Raw genomic sequence first — 14,681 nt, 5'->3', positions numbered from 1 at the left:
TGGCTGGCACTGTCGGATGTTATAATATAACATATTGTTTCCCCAACCTTCCTGCAAGCGCCATGAATCGACGCCGCCTGCTGCAAACCTTGCTCGCCAGCGCCGCCTGGCTACCCGCCCTGGACGTTTTCGCCAATTCACGCCTGCTCGGCGCGCGCACCGAAGCTACGGCCGGAGGCCTGCGCCTGGTCCTCGACCTCGACGGGCCCTTCCACTACCGCACCTTCACCCTCTCCGCGCCGGAGCGCCTGGTGGTCGACCTGGACGGCGCGAGCCTTGCCGCGCCCCTGGCCTCCCCTGCCCCGTCCGGCCCGCTGCGCGGCCTGCGCAGCGGGCGCCTGGCCGACGGCGGCACGCGCCTGGTGCTGGACCTGGCCGAGCCGGTGCAATTGCAGGCCTTCGTCCTGGGACCCCAGGCCGGCAGGGGCCATCGCCTGGTGCTCGACCTGCATCCGGCGGGGGCACCTGTCCCGGTCGCCACGGCGAAGGCCGCCGGCAAGGGCCGCGACATCCTCGTGGTGGTGGATGCCGGCCACGGCGGCAAGGACCCCGGCGCCCTCGGCTCGCGCGGCGAGCGGGAGAAGGACGTGGCACTGCTGATCGCGCAGAACCTGGCGCGGCGCATCGACCGCCAGAGCGGCTTCAAGGCGCGCCTGGTGCGCAACGTCGACGTGTTCATCCCGCTGCGCCAGCGCGTGGAAGTGGCGCGGCGCTGCAACGCCGACATGTTCGTCTCGGTGCACGCCGACGCCGCGCCCCGCCGCACGGCCTCCGGCGCCTCGGTGTTCGCCCTCTCCGAGCACGGCGCCACCTCGACCCTGGCGCGCTTCATGGCCGAGCGCGAGAACGGCGCCGACCTGATCGGCGCCGCCGGCAACCTGCCGCTGCAGGGCAAGGACCCGGCGCTGGCCAAGGTCATCCTCGACATGTCGCTGAGTTCCACCATCGCCTCCAGCCTGGACCTGGGCCACAGCGTGCTGCGCAGCCTCGGCGGCATCACCCGGCTGCACCAGGAACGCGTCGACCAGGCCGGCTTCGCCGTGCTCAAGTCACCGGACATCCCCTCGATCCTGGTGGAGACCGGCTTCATCTCCAACGACGCCGACTGCCGCCGCCTGCACGACGCGCGGCACCAGCAGGAGCTGGCCGGAGCGATCTTCGATGGATTGCACGGCTACTTCCGCCAGCGCCCGCCGGTGGGGAGCTTGTTGGCGGCGTTGCGGGAGCAGGGTAAGGCGTAGGGCGAGGAGCGGATTCATCTGCGATTTCGCGGCGGGGCTCGCCCTATCGCGGACGGAGTCCGCTCCTACGAGGAAACTCCGTGCTTCACGACAATTGTAGGAGCGGGCCCTGCCCGCGATTCGCGCGCAGGGCGCGCTCCTACAGGGGAATGGCGTGGGTGGGGCAGCGTAGGAGCGGATCTCATCCGCGAATCGCGCCGGAATGTGGAATACCGTGCTGCCCCGCGAACCGTAGGAGCGGACTCCGTCCGCGATTCCCCATGCGTCCGGCAGTGGCGTGGCCGGGCGCCTATCGCACCTGCTGGCTGCACCCGCTGACGCGCCCGCAGGTCAGCTTCGCCTGGCCGCCGCTGGAGCTGCTGAAGCGGCTGATGTGCGTCCAGCCGATGCCGCGGCTGGTGCCCAGCCACACCTGGCCGTCGCTGCTCACGCCGCTGAAGAAGGTGAGGCGCCCGTAGCGCGTGCCGGTCTGCGCCCAGCGCTGGCCGCTGGCGGCGTCGAAGCCGCGCAGGTAGGTGTCGTGGCCCTGGGTGGCGACGCTGTAGTGGCTGCCGTCACGGTCCATGCAGGCCAGCACGTTGGCCAGCCAGGCGCAGGCCGCCGGCGGCAGGCCGGGGAAGGCCAGCGGCGGCTCGCCCGCGGCCCGCGCCAGGGGCGCCAGGAGCAGCAGGCAGAGCGTCAGGGCGGCGGCTTTCATCGGGACCTCGGGGCGGGCTGGGCGGGCCTCCATGGTACGCCGGCGGATTGTCGAATACGAAATGTTATATTATAACAATTCGATCCCGTCCTTCCGGAGACCGCCATGTCCCTGCAAGCCGAGCCGGTCCTCAGTGAACGGCAACTGCTGGCGCAACCCGCCAGCGCCTACATGAACGAAGCCCAGCAGGCCTTCTTCCGCGACCTGCTGCTGCGCCAGCGCGCCGAGCTGCAGGCGCGCATCGACGGCGAATTCGACGCGCTGCGCGAGGTGGAACGGCCCGGCGACGAGGCCGACGTCGCCAGCCGCGAGGAGCAGCGCCAGTGGCAACTGCGCCTGCTGGAGCGCGAGAAGAAGCTGCTGGACAAGATCGACCAGTCCCTGGAGCGCCTGGCCCGCGGCGAGTACGGCTGGTGCGCCGAGACCGGCGAGCCGATCGGCCTGCGCCGCCTGCTGCTGCGCCCCACCGCCAGCCTCAGCGTCGAGGCCAAGGAACGCCAGGAGCGCCGCGAGCTGCACCTGCGCGACGCCTGAAGAATCCATAACAGAGAGCCACCACCGTGAAGCAACGCCTACCCGTCACCGTCCTTTCCGGCTTCCTCGGCGCCGGCAAGAGCACCCTGCTCAACCAGGTGCTGAAGAACCGCGAGCACCGCCGCGTCGCAGTGATCGTCAACGACATGAGCGAGATCAACATCGACGGCAGCGAGGTGCAGCGCGACGTCAGCCTCAACCGCGCCGAAGAGAAGCTGGTGGAGATGAGCAACGGCTGCATCTGCTGCACCCTGCGCGAAGACCTGCTGCAGGAAGTGGCGAAGCTGGCCGCCGAAGGCCGCTTCGACTACCTGCTGATCGAGTCCACTGGCATCTCCGAGCCGCTGCCGGTGGCCGAGACCTTCACCTTCCGCGACGAGCAGGGCCGCAGCCTGTCCGACCTGGCGCGGCTGGACACCCTGGTCACCGTGGTCGACGGCCTGAACTTCCTGCGCGACTACCAGGGCAGCGACAGCCTGGCCAGCCGCGGCGAGAGCCTGGGCGAGGAAGACCAGCGCTCCATCGCCGACCTGTTGATCGACCAGGTGGAGTTCGCCGACGTCATCCTGCTCAGCAAGGTCGACCTGATCTCCAGCGCCGAGCGCGAGGAATTGCTGGCGATTCTCCGCGGCCTCAACCCCGACGCCGAGATCCGCCCCATGGTCATGGGCCAGGTGCCGCTGGAGTGGATCCTCGACACCGGCCGCTTCGACTTCGAGCGCGCCGCCCAGGCCCCCGGCTGGCTCAAGGAACTACGCGGCGAACACGTGCCGGAGACCGAGGAGTACGGCATCGCCTCCCGCGCCTACCGCGCGCGCCGGCCCTTCCACCCGCAGCGCTTCCACGACTTCCTTGCCACGCCCTGGAGCAACGGCCGCCTGCTGCGCTCCAAGGGCTTCTTCTGGCTGGCCAGCCGCTACCGCGAGGCCGGCAGCTGGTCCCAGGCCGGCGGCCTGATGCGCCACGGCCTGGCCGGGCGCTGGTGGCGCTTCGTGCCGAAGGAGCGCTGGCCGCAGGACGAGGACGGCCTGCGCCAGGTGATGCGCCACTGGAGCGCGGAGACCGGCGATTGCCGCCAGGAGCTGGTGTTCATCGGCCAGGGCATCGACTTCGCCCGCCTGGAGGATGAGCTGGACGCCTGCCTGCTGGACGACGCCGAATTCGCCGCCGGGCCCCAGGCCTGGGCGCGCCTGGTCGACCCCTTCGAGTCCTGGACGGAGGACGCCTGATGCTCGCCCGGTCATTGCAATGCACGCCGCGCCAGGTGCTCGGCGACGACCCGCAGGTGCTCGCCGAGGTGCTGCACGACGGCGTCAACCTGGCGGTCTGGCGCCGCCGCCTGTTCCCCGAGCTGGCGGCCTATGCCGAAGCCCTGGTGCAGGGCGAGGCGCTTTACGCCCGCCACGCGACCCTGGAGCTGGACGAGGCCGGGCGCAGCGACCAGCTGCGCGGCCTGTTCGACGAGAGCCCGGGCGCCACGCTCTTCGCCAACGACCTGGCCTGGCTGGTGGAGGCCTTCGCCTGCCTGACCGGCGCGCGCCGCGTGGGCCTGCGCCTGCGCAGCCTGGAGCGGGCCATGTGCCCGCGCTTCCACGTCGACCACGTGGCGCTGCGGCTGGTCACCAGCTACGCCGGCTGCGCCAGCGAATGGCTGGAGGAAGGCGCCCTGCCCCGCGACCGTCTCGGCGAGGCCGAGCCGGTGCGCATCCAGCGCCTGGAAGTGGGCGACGTGGGCCTGTTCAAGGGCGAGAAATGGATCGGCAACGAGGGCGCCGGCATCGTCCACCGCTCGCCCGCCCCGGCGCCGGGCACGCGGCGCCTGCTGCTGACCCTGGACTGGCTCTAGGCTGGGCGGCGCATGTCGATGTGCGGGATGTCGTCTTCCAGGTACACCTCGCCCTCGGCGACGAAGCCATAGCGGCCGTAATAGCCCTGCAGGTGCGCCTGCGCCGAGAGATACACCGGGCTGCCCGGCCAGCGCCGCGCCGCTTCGTCCAGGGCGTGTTGCATCAACTGGTGGCCGAGGCCGCGACCGCGCCCGGCGGCGGCGGTGATGACGCGGCCGATGACCACCTCGCCGTCGTGCGTCGCCGGGTCGAGCAGGCGCAGGTAGGCCAGTAGCTGGCCGCCCTCGTGGGCCATCAGGTGGCAGGTGTCGCCGGACAGGTCCTGGTCGTCGATGTCCTGGTAGGGGCAGTTCTGCTCCACCACGAAGACCTCGCAGCGCAGGCGCAGGAGGGCGTACAGCGTCTCCTTGCTCAGTTCGCTGTGGTGTTGGCAGCTCCAGGTGAGGTCCATGGCGTGAGGCTCCGGCGGCAGGTGGAAAAGGCCGCCCATCCTCTCACGCCCGGGTGTTTCACACAGCCACCCGCGGCCCCGTCGGCGACAGCCCGCCGAGGTGCCGGCGCAGCGCCTCGATGGCTACCCGCACCTTGGCCGGCTGGGCGTCGCGCCGCGGCGTCACGGCGTAGATGCCGTAGGTGGGCAGGCGCCATTGCGGCAGCAGGCGCAGCAGCCTGCCCTCCTCCAGCGCCTCGCGCACTTCCGGCTCCGGCTGCAGCGACACGCCCAGGCCGTCGAGGGTGAACTGGCGCAGGGCGAGCATGCTGTTGGCCGCCACCCGCGGTTCCAGGCGCAGGCGGCAGCTCTCCCCGTCCGGCCCGTCGAACTGCAGCGCCTGGCCGTGGCCGCGGGTGTTCAGCGCCAGCCAGTCGACCTGCTGCAATTGCTCGGGATGGTCGATTGCCCCGCAGCGGCGCAGGTAGGCCGGGGCCGCGCAGACCAGGTTCTGCCAGTCGCCCAGGTGGCGCGCCACCAGGCTGGAATCGGCCAGGTTGCCGACGCGGATAGCCAGGTCGATGCGCTGCTCGATCAGGTCGATCTGCTCGTCGTGGAAGAACAGCTGCAGGCGCAGTTGGCGGTGGTTCTCCAGCAGCGGACGCAGCGCCTCGGTGATCAGCCGCCCGGAGAAACCCACCGGCGCCGCCAGGCGCAGTTCGCCAACAGGTGCCTCGCGCCACTCGCCCAGGCGCTGCTCGGCCTCCTCGGCGATGGCCAGCATCTGCGCGCAACTGCGGTAGAAGGCCTCGCCGGCCTCGGTCAGCGTCAACCTGCGGGTGGTGCGGTGCAGCAGGCTCACCTGGGCCTGCGCCTCCAGCTTGCGGATCTGCTGGCTGACCGCCGAGGGGCTCATGCCCAGGGCCTCGGCGGCGGCGGCCATGGAGCCGCGGGCGACCACGGTGGCGAACACGGCCATGCCTCGGAGGTTGTCCATTGTGAAGCTCCGCTTAAGAGTGAAAGGCACGATAGCCGGTTTTTCCCGGGCTTTCTTGTACCTAGCATGCGAAGCCTCTGAAAGAAGAGGATGAACGATGCCGACTTCCCGTGCCGACGTGCCCACCCCTGATGGCGCCCGTTACCTCAAGCGCCTGTGCAACCACTTCGCCCACAAGCTGCCGGTGGAACTGAGCGAGGACAGCGGCGTGCTGAACTTCGAGTTCGGCACCTGCCGGCTCGAGGCCGACGCCGCCGCGCTGCACCTGCAGGCCGAAGCCGAGGACGCCGAGCGCCTGGCCCGCGTGCAGCAGGTGGTGGTCAGCCACCTCGACCGCTTCGCCTGGAAGGAAGGCCAACTGCCAGTGAACTGGAGCTGAGCCCCCTGCCCTTTTCCCTTGCCGCCGTGGCCGCCGCGGTTCAGCGCTGGCCGCTGAGAATCTGCTGGATCAGGCCGCTGGCCAGTTCGATCAGCAGGTAGTTTCCGTCCACTTCCTGCCACTGGTAGCCATAGGCTGGCGGCGGTAGCTGGCGGCTGCGCCAGTCCTCCACGTAGTAGCGCCGCGCGCGGTATTCCGGCGGCAGGTACTGGCCGGTCTGCCAGTGCCGGCGCTCGGCCTCCTGGCGGCGCATGGCGTCTTCCCATTCGCGTTGCCGCTGCTCCTGCTGGCGGCGTTGCGCCTCTTCCCACCGGCGCTGGCGCTCATCGGCCTGGCGGCGCTGCTCGTCCTGCCACTGGCGGTCGCGCTCGGCCTGCTGGCGCTGTTCTTCCTGCCAGCGCCGCTGCTGTTCCTGCTGGCGTCGCTGGGCTTCCTGGCGCTGCTGCTGCTCGGCCTGGCGGCGCTGTTCGTCGCGCTGGCGCTGGAACTCCTGTTGCTGGCGCTGCCGGTCCTCCATCTGCCGACGTTGCTGCTCGGCCATCTGCCGCTGCTGTTCCTGCTGCTGGCGTTGCTGCTCCTGCTGGCGGCGCTGCTGTTCCTCGTTCTGCCGGCGCTGCTGCTCGGCCATCTGGCGTTGCTGTTCCTGCTGCTGGCGCTGTTGCTCCTGCCATTGCTGCTGTTGCTGGGCGTCGTTGGCGTTCCAGGCGAGGGCCGCGCCGGCGGGCAGCAGCAGGCCCAGGCAGAGGGCGCGGAGGGAGGCGGTGTTGGGCATGGTCGGGTCGTCGGGCAGGGCGGCGAAATGGCCGGGAAAGTCAGGAAAGTGGACAGGGAAATGCTGGAAAAAGTTCCGATCTCGAAAAAACGCGTCGCCGCATGAAAAGACGATTGGTCATCATTCGGTCGTAACTAGATCGATATTTCAATTTATGGTCGCAAATAGACCAAATTACCTTGGAAGATGCATTTGATCTATTTTTGTACAAAATTAATAAGTCAATACTTTGAAATATTTTGTAACCGTGTGGCCACTTTTACCCCGGGTTATCCACAGAATCGATGCGCAAAATTTGTACATCGCGGCCTTTTACCCGGTAGGCGGCCTGGTAGGGCCAGCGTTCCAGCGGCAATTCGCGCACGCCGGGCACCTCGCTGGGCCGGCCGACGCTGCTCAGGCTGAGGTCGGCCAGCGCCTTCACCTGGCCGACCACGTCCTGGATGGCCTTCAGCGCCTTCTCCGGGCCGATCAGCACCACGTAGTGGTCGTACAGGCCGTCCAGGTCGGCCGCCGCCTTGTGCGTCCATTGCAGGCTCATGCCAGCCCCCACTTGGCTTCTATCTCGGCGTGCGGCAGCAGGTGCCCGGCATTGGCGTCGGCCAGGCCCTCGTCGATGGCCGCCACGTGCCAGCTCTGGCGCTCCAGGTACTGCGCCAGGGCCTGGCGCAGGTGGTAGGGGCGGTCCCGGTGGGTGGCCCGGGCCAGTTGGTCCAGGGCCTTGGCCAGGGCGTCATCGGCGCGGAAGGAGATTACGGTGGTCAATTTCTGAGCAGTCCGTTTACGCTGTATACAGTGTTTACAACGATAACATAAGTATACGAATCAGGCACTTGGCGTTGGCGAGAAGGATCATTGGCAGGGGAGGGCGCGAGTGCGGCCGGGCGCTGGCGCGGAACTGGCTGGGCGGGCGGAAAGGCCCGGCTGGCGCGGCCTACAGGGCACTTTCGCGGCGGCGCAAGTTGGCTTGCCGCTTTCGGGATTTGCCGCCGCCGCGGGGCGGTCCAGGCTGGCGGGGCAGCCCCTTTCTCGCCAGGAGACGCCCATGCCCCATGACTTCCCGCAACCGGTGGACGCCGCCGAGGTCCCGCGCTTCGCCGGCATCCCCAGCTTCATGCGCCTGCCGATCTTCGAGGACCCGGCCCAGGTGGACATCGCCCTGGTCGGCGTGCCCTGGGACGGCGGCACCACCAACCGCGCCGGCGCCCGCCACGGCCCGCGCGAGGTGCGCAACCAGTCCAGCCTGATGCGCAAGGTGCACCACGTCAGCCGCATCGCGCCCTACGACCTGGCGCGCGTCGGCGACCTGGGCGACGCCCCGGTGAACCCCATCGACCTGCTCGATTCGCTCAAGCGCATCGAGGGCTTCTACCGGTGCATCCACGCCGTCGGCGCGGTGCCGCTGTCGGTGGGCGGCGATCACCTGGTGACGTTGCCGATCTTCCGCGCCCTGGCCGCCGGGCGGCCCATCGGCATGGTCCACTTCGACGCCCATTCGGACACCAACGACCGCTACTTCGGCGACAACCCCTACACCCACGGCACGCCGTTCCGCCGCGCCATCGAGGAAGGCCTGCTGGACCCGCGGCGCACCGTGCAGATCGGCATCCGCGGCTCGGTGTACTCGGCGGACGACGAGGCCTTCGCCAGGGAGTGCGGCATCCGCGTCATCCACATGGAGGAGTTCGTCGCGCTGGGCGTCGAGGCGACCCTCGCCGAGACGCGCCGGGTGGTGGGCGAGGGGCCGACCTACGTCAGCTTCGACGTCGACGTGCTCGACCCGGCCTTCGCCCCCGGCACCGGCACCCCGGAGATCGGCGGCATGACCACGCTGCAGGCGCAGCACCTGGTCCGCGGCCTGCAGGGCCTGGACCTGATAGGCGCGGACGTGGTGGAGGTGTCGCCGCCGTTCGACCTGGGCGGCGCCACGGCGCTGGTCGGCGCGACCATGATGTTCGAGCTGCTGTGCATCCTCGCCGACGCCCGGGCCCGGCGCCGCTGACCGCTGCGGAGGTTCACGGGGCGGCGCCCGCGGGGCTATAACGAAGGCCTGCCCCCGCCGCCGCGAGAACCCCCATGCTGGGCAACTTTTCCGACATCGACCTGCGCCTGCTGCGCACCTTCTGCGCCATAGTCGAGGCCGGCGGCTTCACCGCCGCCCAGGTGCGCCTGAACACCAGCCTGTCGCGCCTGAGCGTGCTGGTGCGCGACCTCGAACTGCGCCTGGGCTACTCGCTGTGCCGGCGCGGCAGCAGCGGCTTCCAGCTCACCGAGGAGGGGCAGCAGCTGTACGACGCGGCCCAGGGCCTGTTCGTCGACATCGAACGCTTCCGCGAGCAGGTCACCGGCCTGGGCGGACGCGACCGCGAAACCCTGCACCTGGGCTGCGTCGACGGCGTGGTCGGGCAGCACTGCTGGGCGCTGCCGCTGGCCCTCCGCCTGTTCCGCCAGGGCAACCCCGGCGTGCGCCTGAACCTGCACACCCAGCGCCCGGACGAGCTGGAGAACGCCGTGCTGGAAGAGCGCCTGCAACTGGCCATCGGCGCCTTCCACCATCGCCTGTCCGGGCTGCGCTACCAGTTGCTGTTCAGCGAGGAACAGAACCTCTACTGCGCCCCCGGCCACCCGTTCTTCGCCCGCGCCGACGACGAGCCGGGCCTGGAGGCGATCTGCGCCGCCGATTACGTCGGCCGCGGCTACATGGCCGAAAGCCGCCGCCCCCACGGCCTGGTGTTCAACCGCACGACCACCGCCTACAGCATGGAGGCCATCGCCAACCTGGTGTTCAGCGGCACCTTCATCGGCTACCTGCCGACGCCCTACGCCGCCGCCTGGGTCGCCGAGGGGCGGCTGCGGGCGATCCGCCCGGCGCAGCTGGCCTACCACTCGGAATTCCACTGCGTGACGCGCCAGGGCGCCGAGCCGGGCGAAGCCCTGGGCGCCTTCCTCGGCGCGCTGGAACAGGCCCAGGCGCAACTGGGCAGGGGAGGGCTGGAGCCATGAACGCACTGCACGCATTGCACGAGGACGGCTTCGTGCTGCTGCCCGGCCTGCTGGATGCCGCGCAGGTGGCCGAGGTGCGCGGGCTGATCGACGCCCTGCGGCCGATCCACTGGGACTACGAGGGCCTGGTGGACCACTACAAATGCGTGTTCAACCGCTCGCCGCGCTGGCTGCCGTACCTCGACCCGCCGGGGCTGATCGAGGTGGCCGAGGCGGCCCTGGGCGCGGACTGCCACGTCATCGGCCAGACCGCCTGGCGCTGCCACCCCGGCTTCATCGGCGGCGACATGCACCAGGACTATCTGCCGCTGCGCCTGCCGGAAGCGCTGCTGCTGGGCGGCTTCGAGCTGCCGATGTTCATCTGCACGGCGCAGGTCTACCTCGACGACATCGACCACGACCTCTGCCCGACCTGGGTGATCCCCGGCAGCCACCGCGCTGGCCGCGCGCCGCACCCGGATGAGCGCAGCTGGCGGGGCAGGGCGGCCGAACCGGTGCTGTGCCGCGCCGGCGACTGCCTGCTGTTCCGCAGCGACCTGTGGCATTCCGGCAGCCGCAACCTGAGCCAGCGCACGCGCTACCTGTTGCAGGTGCACTACGGCCGGCGCATGGTGGCGCAGAAGTTCTCGCCCTATCTCGACTGGCGCTTCGACCCCGAAGTGCTGGCCGCCTGCACGCCCCGCCAGCGCCGCCTGCTGGGCGGCCACGAGGCGGCGGAATACGACTGAGGAGCCCGGCCATGAGCCAAACCTGCCAGGGGGGCTGCCATTGTGGTGCCCTGCGTTATGAGTTCACTGCGGAGCTGGACGATGTCGGCCACTGCCATTGTTCGATCTGCCGGCGGAGTAGTGGGGGCATGGTGGTCACCTGGGCGACGGTGCCGCGCAGTAGTTTCCGTTGGTTGAAGGGGACGCCGGCCTGCTATGTGTCGAGTCCGGGTAATCGTCGGTTGTTCTGTGGCAACTGTGGGGCGCAGGTGGTGTTCGAGACGGAGCGGACGCCGGAGACGCTGGATGTGACTGTGGCGACCTTCGATCACCCGGAGGTGGCGCCGCCGCAAAGGCATGTGTGGGTGAAGAGCCGGGTTGCTTGGTTGCATCTGGATGAGCAGTTGCCGGGGGAGGATGAGGAGGTTTTGTAGGCGCGAGCTAGCCGGCGGTTCTTGTGCGCTGGATCGGTTTCGTACCCTCTCCCCAGCCCTCTCCCTGAAGGGAGAGGGGGCTAGTCTGTGCCGAGAGGAGGAATGGTTTCAGCCGGTAGTCACGGTGCTAGCCGGCTGACTCCAGAACATCAGTGCCTGCCCAACGGTCCCCTCTCCCTTCAGGGAGAGGGTTAGGGAGAGGGCGCTCTTCAGGCCACACACCGAACCTCGCCGGCTGACTGCTGTTCGCGAGCAAGCTCGCTCCTACGAAAAGCATCCTCCGGACTTGTGGGCCGGGCGTAGGGCGCATAACGCCTACAGCATTATCCGCCGTTTGACTCTGATCCCAGGCGCGCTTCGGGGGCGGTTGCGGAGTGCCTGTTTCCGGGCGCTCCGGCCTTGACCACCAAGCCGGGCATGGGCCGGGTGAAGCGGCGGATAACCGCGAACGGTTATTCGCCCTACGTCGAGGGTGGGCCGGGCGTAGGGCGCATAACGCCTACGGCGTTATCCGCCGTTTGACCTTGATTCCAGGCGCGCTTCGGGTTCGGTCACGGAGCGCCTGTTTCCGGGCGCTCCGGGCTTGACCACGAAGCCGGGCATGGGCCGGGTGAAACGGCGTATAACCGCGAACGGTTATGCGCCCTACGCGGCATTTCAGAACGCCATCTGCCACTGCGCGATCAGCGCATGGTTCTGCGCCTGGCTGCCTTTCTCGCCGCTGTAGGCCAGGCCGATGCTGTGGCGGGCCGACAGGCCCAGGTCCAGGCCTACGTCCAGCAGCAGGCTGTTGCGGTCCAGCGCCGTGCCCTGGACGCTGAAGGCGCCGCCGCCGGCGAGGAAGGCCTGGCGGGTGCTGCTGTCCAGGTCGCCGTAGGTGTGGCGCCAGCCCAGGCCCAGGCGCGGGGTCAGGCTCATGCCGTTATCCAGGCTGGCGAGCCAGGCCGTGCGCAGGCCCAGGGTGCTGCTGACGTTGTGCTGGCTTTGCTCGTCCACGTGCAGGGCCGCGGCGCCGCCTTTTTCGTCGTAGGCGTCGCGCTTGTAGTACTGGTAGCCGAGGTTGGCGTAGGGCTCGGCGCTCAGGCGGCCGTCGCCGAGCTGGTAGCCGGCCTCGGCGAAGGCCTGCCAGCTGTGGGCGTCGTAGTCGCCCTTGGGGCGGTCGCTGAAGCCGTCGAACTCGACGCGGCGTTTGCTTTCGCCGTCGTGGCTGCTGTAGGCCGCGCCCAGGCGCAGGGCCAGCGGGCCGTCCTGGCGCAGGGCGTAGGTGCCCAGGTGCCAGCTGTCGATGTCGCCGGAGGTGCCGCCCTGGCCGTCGAGGTCGGTGTGCGAGTAGCCGCCCAGCACGCCCAGGCGCCATTGGCTGTCCAGCGCCCAGTCGGCGCCTAGCAGGGTGCCGCCGGTGTTCTGGTCGAGGTCGCCGCTGCCGTGCTCGCCGTCCAGTTGGCCGTGGCTGCCGATGCCTTGCAGCCAGAGGCGGCCGGCGGCGTTCGGGTCGTTCAGGTTGCGCGCCTCGCTGGGCACGCCGAGGGCGGCCAGCTGCGGGGTGTCGCGCTCGTCGCTGGCCACCAGCAGGCCGCCGCCGAGCTGGCGCAGCGCGCCGAGCATGGCGCCGCCCACCGCCTGGCTGCCGGCCAGGGTGGCGGCGGCCAGGTTGGCGTTGCCGGCGCCGGCCAGCTGTTCCACGGCGCGGCCGGCGTTGCCGGCGTCGCTGGTGATCAGCGCGTTGTACAGCTGGCCCATGCCCTGGCCCTGCAGGGCGCTGGCGGCGTTGCGGCCGTTGCCGCTGCTGGCCAGGTCGGCGAACTGCACGTCGTTGCGCGTCAGTTGCAGGTCCACGCTGTTGGCGCCGTAGCCGAGGCTCGGGGTGAGGAAGGCGAAGTTGCTGCTGACCTCGGCGAACCGGCCGCTGACGCCGCCGCTGGCGTTCAGCACCTGGTAGCTGCTCTGCCAGGGATAGTTGCCGGGCCCGGCCTGCAGGGCCAGGCGCGCGCCGTCCAGCGTCGCGCTGCCATCCACTTGCAGGGTGGCGTGGCTGCCGTCGGCCTCCACGCCGTAGGCCAGGGTCGAGCCGCTGCGCAGGGCCAGGTCGCCGGTCACGTGGGTGGCGCCCTGCTGCGGGTTGGCCAGCAAGGTGCCGCTGACGTCCAGGCCGCCGACGCTGCCGCTGCCGGCGTAGCTGGCGCCGCTGTCCACCAGCAGGCTGCCGGCGATGCCGCCCTGGTTGATCAGTCGGGCGCCGGCGAAGACTTCGCCGCCTTCGCTGAAGTCGCCGCTGCCGCTGAGGGTCCATGCGCCCTGGCGCACCTCCAGGCGCTCGAAGTTGCGGCTCTGGCCGAAGCTGCCGCCGCGGGCGTCGTCGAAGCTCACCCGGTCATGGCCGTCGCCGCCGTCCACCAGGCCTTCGAAGCGGCTGCCGGCGAGCAGCGTCAGGCTGTCGTCGCCACCGCCCAGTTCCAGGGCGATGCCGTTGCCGCCGTGGATCAGGCCGTCGTTGATCACGCTGTCGGCGAAGTCGCCGACCAGGCTCACGCCGCTGGAAGCCAGGCCCTCGATGGTGCCGTGGTTCTCCAGGGTGGTGGCGCCGTAGCCGCTGCCGGCGGAGCCGTCGTCCACCAGGATGCCGCGGCTGGCGCCGCTGATCAGCGCGCCGGCGGCGTTGTAGACGTTGCCGCCGCCCATGGCGATGCCCTCGCTGCCGTTGGGCTGGCCGCCCTTGTCGACGCCGGCCGCGCCTATGCCTTCGATGATCCCGTGGTTCTCGATGTGGCCGATCAGGTCGATGTCCACGCCATCGCCGTCGCCATCGGGCACCAGGCCGTTGTAGGCGCCGGTGATGCGCCCGTAGTTGCTGACCGTGCCGTTGCCGTCGGAGCCGTAGCCCGAGCCGTTGCGGCCGATGATCACGCCGTCGGCGTAGTTGACCAGGGTGGCGCCGACGTCGGTGGTGATGCCGTGGCGGCCGCCGGAGATCAGCCCGTGGTTGTAGACGCTGCCGCCCTCGGCGTCCTGGAAGTCGATGCCGTCGTTCTTGGCGTCGGCGTCGATCATGTCGCCGCTGCTGATCTCGCCGTAGTTGGTGATGCTGGCGTTGGCGCCGGGGCGGATACCGTCGTTGCCGTCGCCGTGGATGACGCCGGTCTCGCGGTTGATGATGGTCACCGGCACGCCGCTGCGCAGGTCGTCGAAGTCCACCGCCTGGCCGCTGGTCGAGCGGATGCTGCCGGCGTTGTCCAGCAGCAGGCTGCCGCTGTCGAAGCCGTCCTTCACCCGCACCGCGTCGTCGCTGGCGCTGATGCTGGCGCCGGCGCGGTTGTAGATCCGGTAGTTGCGGGTGGTCGCGGTGCTGCCCGAGCTTTCGATGGCGCGGCCGCTGGTGGCGGTGATCTGTCCGCTGTTGTCGACCACCACGCCGGCGCCGCTGGTGGCGTCCTTCAGGGCGACGGTCTTGTCGCTGGCGGTGATGCTGCCGCTTGCGGTGACCTGCAGGCTGGCCTCGCCGGAGAGCGTCTGCTTGCTGGTGCTGGGCGTGCTGATGACTATGGGACCGGCGGGCACGGCATGGGCGCCGGCGCTGAAGACGAGGGCGATGCTGAACGCCAGCGGAGAAGGCTTGAACGACATGGCGACGACCTTTTTTCTT

The 14,681-nt window shown here is 69.9% G+C and carries 16 protein-coding genes; 9 read left to right on the top strand and 7 right to left on the bottom strand.

The features are described 5' to 3' along the window. Nucleotides 1–62 precede the first annotated feature (62 nt). Nucleotides 63–1,241, top strand: coding sequence for an N-acetylmuramoyl-L-alanine amidase (locus RN02_RS00250; protein ID WP_043312513.1), 1,179 nt, complete (start codon nt 63–65; stop codon nt 1,239–1,241). Between the two features lie 289 nt (nt 1,242–1,530). On the opposite strand, the gene RN02_RS00245 is transcribed toward RN02_RS00250, so the two are convergent. Next, a complete protein-coding gene (locus RN02_RS00245) occupies nt 1,531–1,938 on the bottom strand; it encodes a hypothetical protein (RefSeq protein WP_009614620.1) in 408 nt (135 codons plus the stop codon). A gap of 105 nt (nt 1,939–2,043) precedes the next feature. On the opposite strand from RN02_RS00245, the gene dksA reads away from it, so the two are divergent. From dksA to RN02_RS00230, 3 genes are read left to right on the top strand one after another with little or no spacing between them, the layout of a single operon-like run. Beyond that, the gene (gene dksA / locus RN02_RS00240; RefSeq protein ID WP_043312511.1) at nt 2,044–2,472 is read left to right on the top strand and encodes an RNA polymerase-binding protein DksA; all 429 of its coding nucleotides are present in this window, start codon (nt 2,044–2,046) and stop codon (nt 2,470–2,472) included. Nucleotides 2,473–2,498: 26 nt separating this feature from the next. Continuing rightward, nucleotides 2,499–3,701, top strand: a complete 1,203-nt coding sequence (gene zigA, locus RN02_RS00235; protein ID WP_043312509.1) for a zinc metallochaperone GTPase ZigA — start codon at nt 2,499–2,501, stop codon at nt 3,699–3,701. Continuing rightward, the gene (locus RN02_RS00230; protein WP_043312505.1) at nt 3,701–4,318 is read left to right on the top strand and encodes a DUF1826 domain-containing protein; all 618 of its coding nucleotides are present in this window, start codon (nt 3,701–3,703) and stop codon (nt 4,316–4,318) included. Before zigA ends, RN02_RS00230 begins: the two co-directional genes overlap by 1 nt. Here RN02_RS00230 and RN02_RS00225 read toward each other — a convergent pair. Together RN02_RS00225 and RN02_RS00220 are read right to left on the bottom strand one after the other, a co-directional pair. Then, nucleotides 4,315–4,770, bottom strand: coding sequence for a GNAT family N-acetyltransferase (locus tag RN02_RS00225; protein ID WP_043312502.1), 456 nt, complete (start codon nt 4,768–4,770; stop codon nt 4,315–4,317). The genes RN02_RS00230 and RN02_RS00225 overlap by 4 nt on opposite strands. A 58-nt stretch (nt 4,771–4,828) precedes the next feature. Next, entirely contained in the window at nt 4,829–5,746 is a 918-nt protein-coding gene (locus RN02_RS00220) for a LysR family transcriptional regulator (RefSeq protein ID WP_043312499.1), read from the bottom strand. Between the two features lie 97 nt (nt 5,747–5,843). On the opposite strand from RN02_RS00220, the gene RN02_RS00215 reads away from it, so the two are divergent. Then, nucleotides 5,844–6,125, top strand: a complete 282-nt coding sequence (locus RN02_RS00215; RefSeq protein WP_009614626.1) for a DUF2218 domain-containing protein — start codon at nt 5,844–5,846, stop codon at nt 6,123–6,125. 40 nt (nt 6,126–6,165) lie between these two features. Here the strand turns inward: RN02_RS00215 and RN02_RS00210 are convergent, their stop codons facing one another. The 3 genes from RN02_RS00210 to RN02_RS00200 form a co-directional block, all read right to left on the bottom strand. Next, nucleotides 6,166–6,897, bottom strand: coding sequence for an RcnB family protein (locus RN02_RS00210; protein WP_043312496.1), 732 nt, complete (start codon nt 6,895–6,897; stop codon nt 6,166–6,168). A gap of 259 nt (nt 6,898–7,156) precedes the next feature. Next, nucleotides 7,157–7,438 carry a type II toxin-antitoxin system RelE/ParE family toxin gene (locus tag RN02_RS00205; RefSeq protein ID WP_009614629.1) on the bottom strand — a complete coding sequence of 94 codons (282 nt, stop codon included), beginning with the start codon at nt 7,436–7,438 and terminating at the stop codon, nt 7,157–7,159. Beyond that, nucleotides 7,435–7,662 carry a CopG family ribbon-helix-helix protein gene (locus RN02_RS00200; protein WP_009614631.1) on the bottom strand — a complete coding sequence of 76 codons (228 nt, stop codon included), beginning with the start codon at nt 7,660–7,662 and terminating at the stop codon, nt 7,435–7,437. The genes RN02_RS00205 and RN02_RS00200 overlap by 4 nt, the downstream gene beginning before the upstream one ends. A gap of 280 nt (nt 7,663–7,942) precedes the next feature. Here RN02_RS00200 and speB point away from each other — a divergent pair, with 280 nt between their 5' ends. The 4 genes from speB (at nt 7,943) to RN02_RS00180 (ending at nt 11,041) form a co-directional block, all read left to right on the top strand. Beyond that, on the top strand, nt 7,943–8,899 hold the full coding sequence (gene speB / locus RN02_RS00195) for an agmatinase (protein ID WP_043312494.1): 957 nt from the start codon (nt 7,943–7,945) through the stop codon (nt 8,897–8,899). A gap of 74 nt (nt 8,900–8,973) precedes the next feature. Next, complete coding sequence (locus RN02_RS00190) at nt 8,974–9,900, top strand: LysR family transcriptional regulator (RefSeq protein ID WP_043312493.1); 927 nt, start codon at nt 8,974–8,976, stop codon at nt 9,898–9,900. Continuing rightward, nucleotides 9,897–10,628, top strand: a complete 732-nt coding sequence (locus tag RN02_RS00185) for a phytanoyl-CoA dioxygenase family protein (protein ID WP_043312491.1) — start codon at nt 9,897–9,899, stop codon at nt 10,626–10,628. The genes RN02_RS00190 and RN02_RS00185 overlap by 4 nt, the downstream gene beginning before the upstream one ends. Nucleotides 10,629–10,639: 11 nt before the next feature. Then, nucleotides 10,640–11,041 (top strand): GFA family protein, encoded by a 402-nt coding sequence (locus RN02_RS00180; protein WP_043312489.1) that lies wholly within the window; start codon nt 10,640–10,642, stop codon nt 11,039–11,041. Between the two features lie 657 nt (nt 11,042–11,698). Here the strand turns inward: RN02_RS00180 and RN02_RS00175 are convergent. Then, nucleotides 11,699–14,662: an autotransporter outer membrane beta-barrel domain-containing protein gene (locus tag RN02_RS00175; protein ID WP_043312487.1), complete on the bottom strand. Its 2,964-nt coding sequence runs from the start codon at nt 14,660–14,662 to the stop codon at nt 11,699–11,701. Between the last annotated feature and the right edge of the window lie 19 nt (nt 14,663–14,681).

Source organism: Pseudomonas sp. PI1 (assembly GCF_000812405.1).
GTDB lineage: Bacteria > Pseudomonadota > Gammaproteobacteria > Pseudomonadales > Pseudomonadaceae > Pseudomonas > Pseudomonas citronellolis.
The sequence above is the reverse complement of the archived record's forward strand: the minus strand, read 5'-3'. Positions and strand labels throughout refer to the sequence as shown.

Excerpts from the sequence above, each read along its gene's own strand:
- RN02_RS00250 (WP_043312513.1), top strand. The coding sequence starts at position 63 with ATGAATCGACGCCGCCTGCTGCAAACCTTGCTCGCCAGCGCCGCCTGG.
- RN02_RS00245 (WP_009614620.1), bottom strand. The coding sequence starts at position 1,938 with ATGAAAGCCGCCGCCCTGACGCTCTGCCTGCTGCTCCTGGCGCCCCTG.
- dksA (WP_043312511.1), top strand. The coding sequence starts at position 2,044 with ATGTCCCTGCAAGCCGAGCCGGTCCTCAGTGAACGGCAACTGCTGGCG.
- RN02_RS00230 (WP_043312505.1), top strand. The coding sequence starts at position 3,701 with ATGCTCGCCCGGTCATTGCAATGCACGCCGCGCCAGGTGCTCGGCGAC.
- RN02_RS00225 (WP_043312502.1), bottom strand. The coding sequence starts at position 4,770 with ATGGACCTCACCTGGAGCTGCCAACACCACAGCGAACTGAGCAAGGAG.
- RN02_RS00220 (WP_043312499.1), bottom strand. The coding sequence starts at position 5,746 with ATGGACAACCTCCGAGGCATGGCCGTGTTCGCCACCGTGGTCGCCCGC.
- RN02_RS00215 (WP_009614626.1), top strand. The coding sequence starts at position 5,844 with ATGCCGACTTCCCGTGCCGACGTGCCCACCCCTGATGGCGCCCGTTAC.
- RN02_RS00210 (WP_043312496.1), bottom strand. The coding sequence starts at position 6,897 with ATGCCCAACACCGCCTCCCTCCGCGCCCTCTGCCTGGGCCTGCTGCTG.
- RN02_RS00205 (WP_009614629.1), bottom strand. The coding sequence starts at position 7,438 with ATGAGCCTGCAATGGACGCACAAGGCGGCGGCCGACCTGGACGGCCTG.
- speB (WP_043312494.1), top strand. The coding sequence starts at position 7,943 with ATGCCCCATGACTTCCCGCAACCGGTGGACGCCGCCGAGGTCCCGCGC.
- RN02_RS00190 (WP_043312493.1), top strand. The coding sequence starts at position 8,974 with ATGCTGGGCAACTTTTCCGACATCGACCTGCGCCTGCTGCGCACCTTC.
- RN02_RS00185 (WP_043312491.1), top strand. The coding sequence starts at position 9,897 with ATGAACGCACTGCACGCATTGCACGAGGACGGCTTCGTGCTGCTGCCC.
- RN02_RS00180 (WP_043312489.1), top strand. The coding sequence starts at position 10,640 with ATGAGCCAAACCTGCCAGGGGGGCTGCCATTGTGGTGCCCTGCGTTAT.
- RN02_RS00175 (WP_043312487.1), bottom strand. The coding sequence starts at position 14,662 with ATGTCGTTCAAGCCTTCTCCGCTGGCGTTCAGCATCGCCCTCGTCTTC.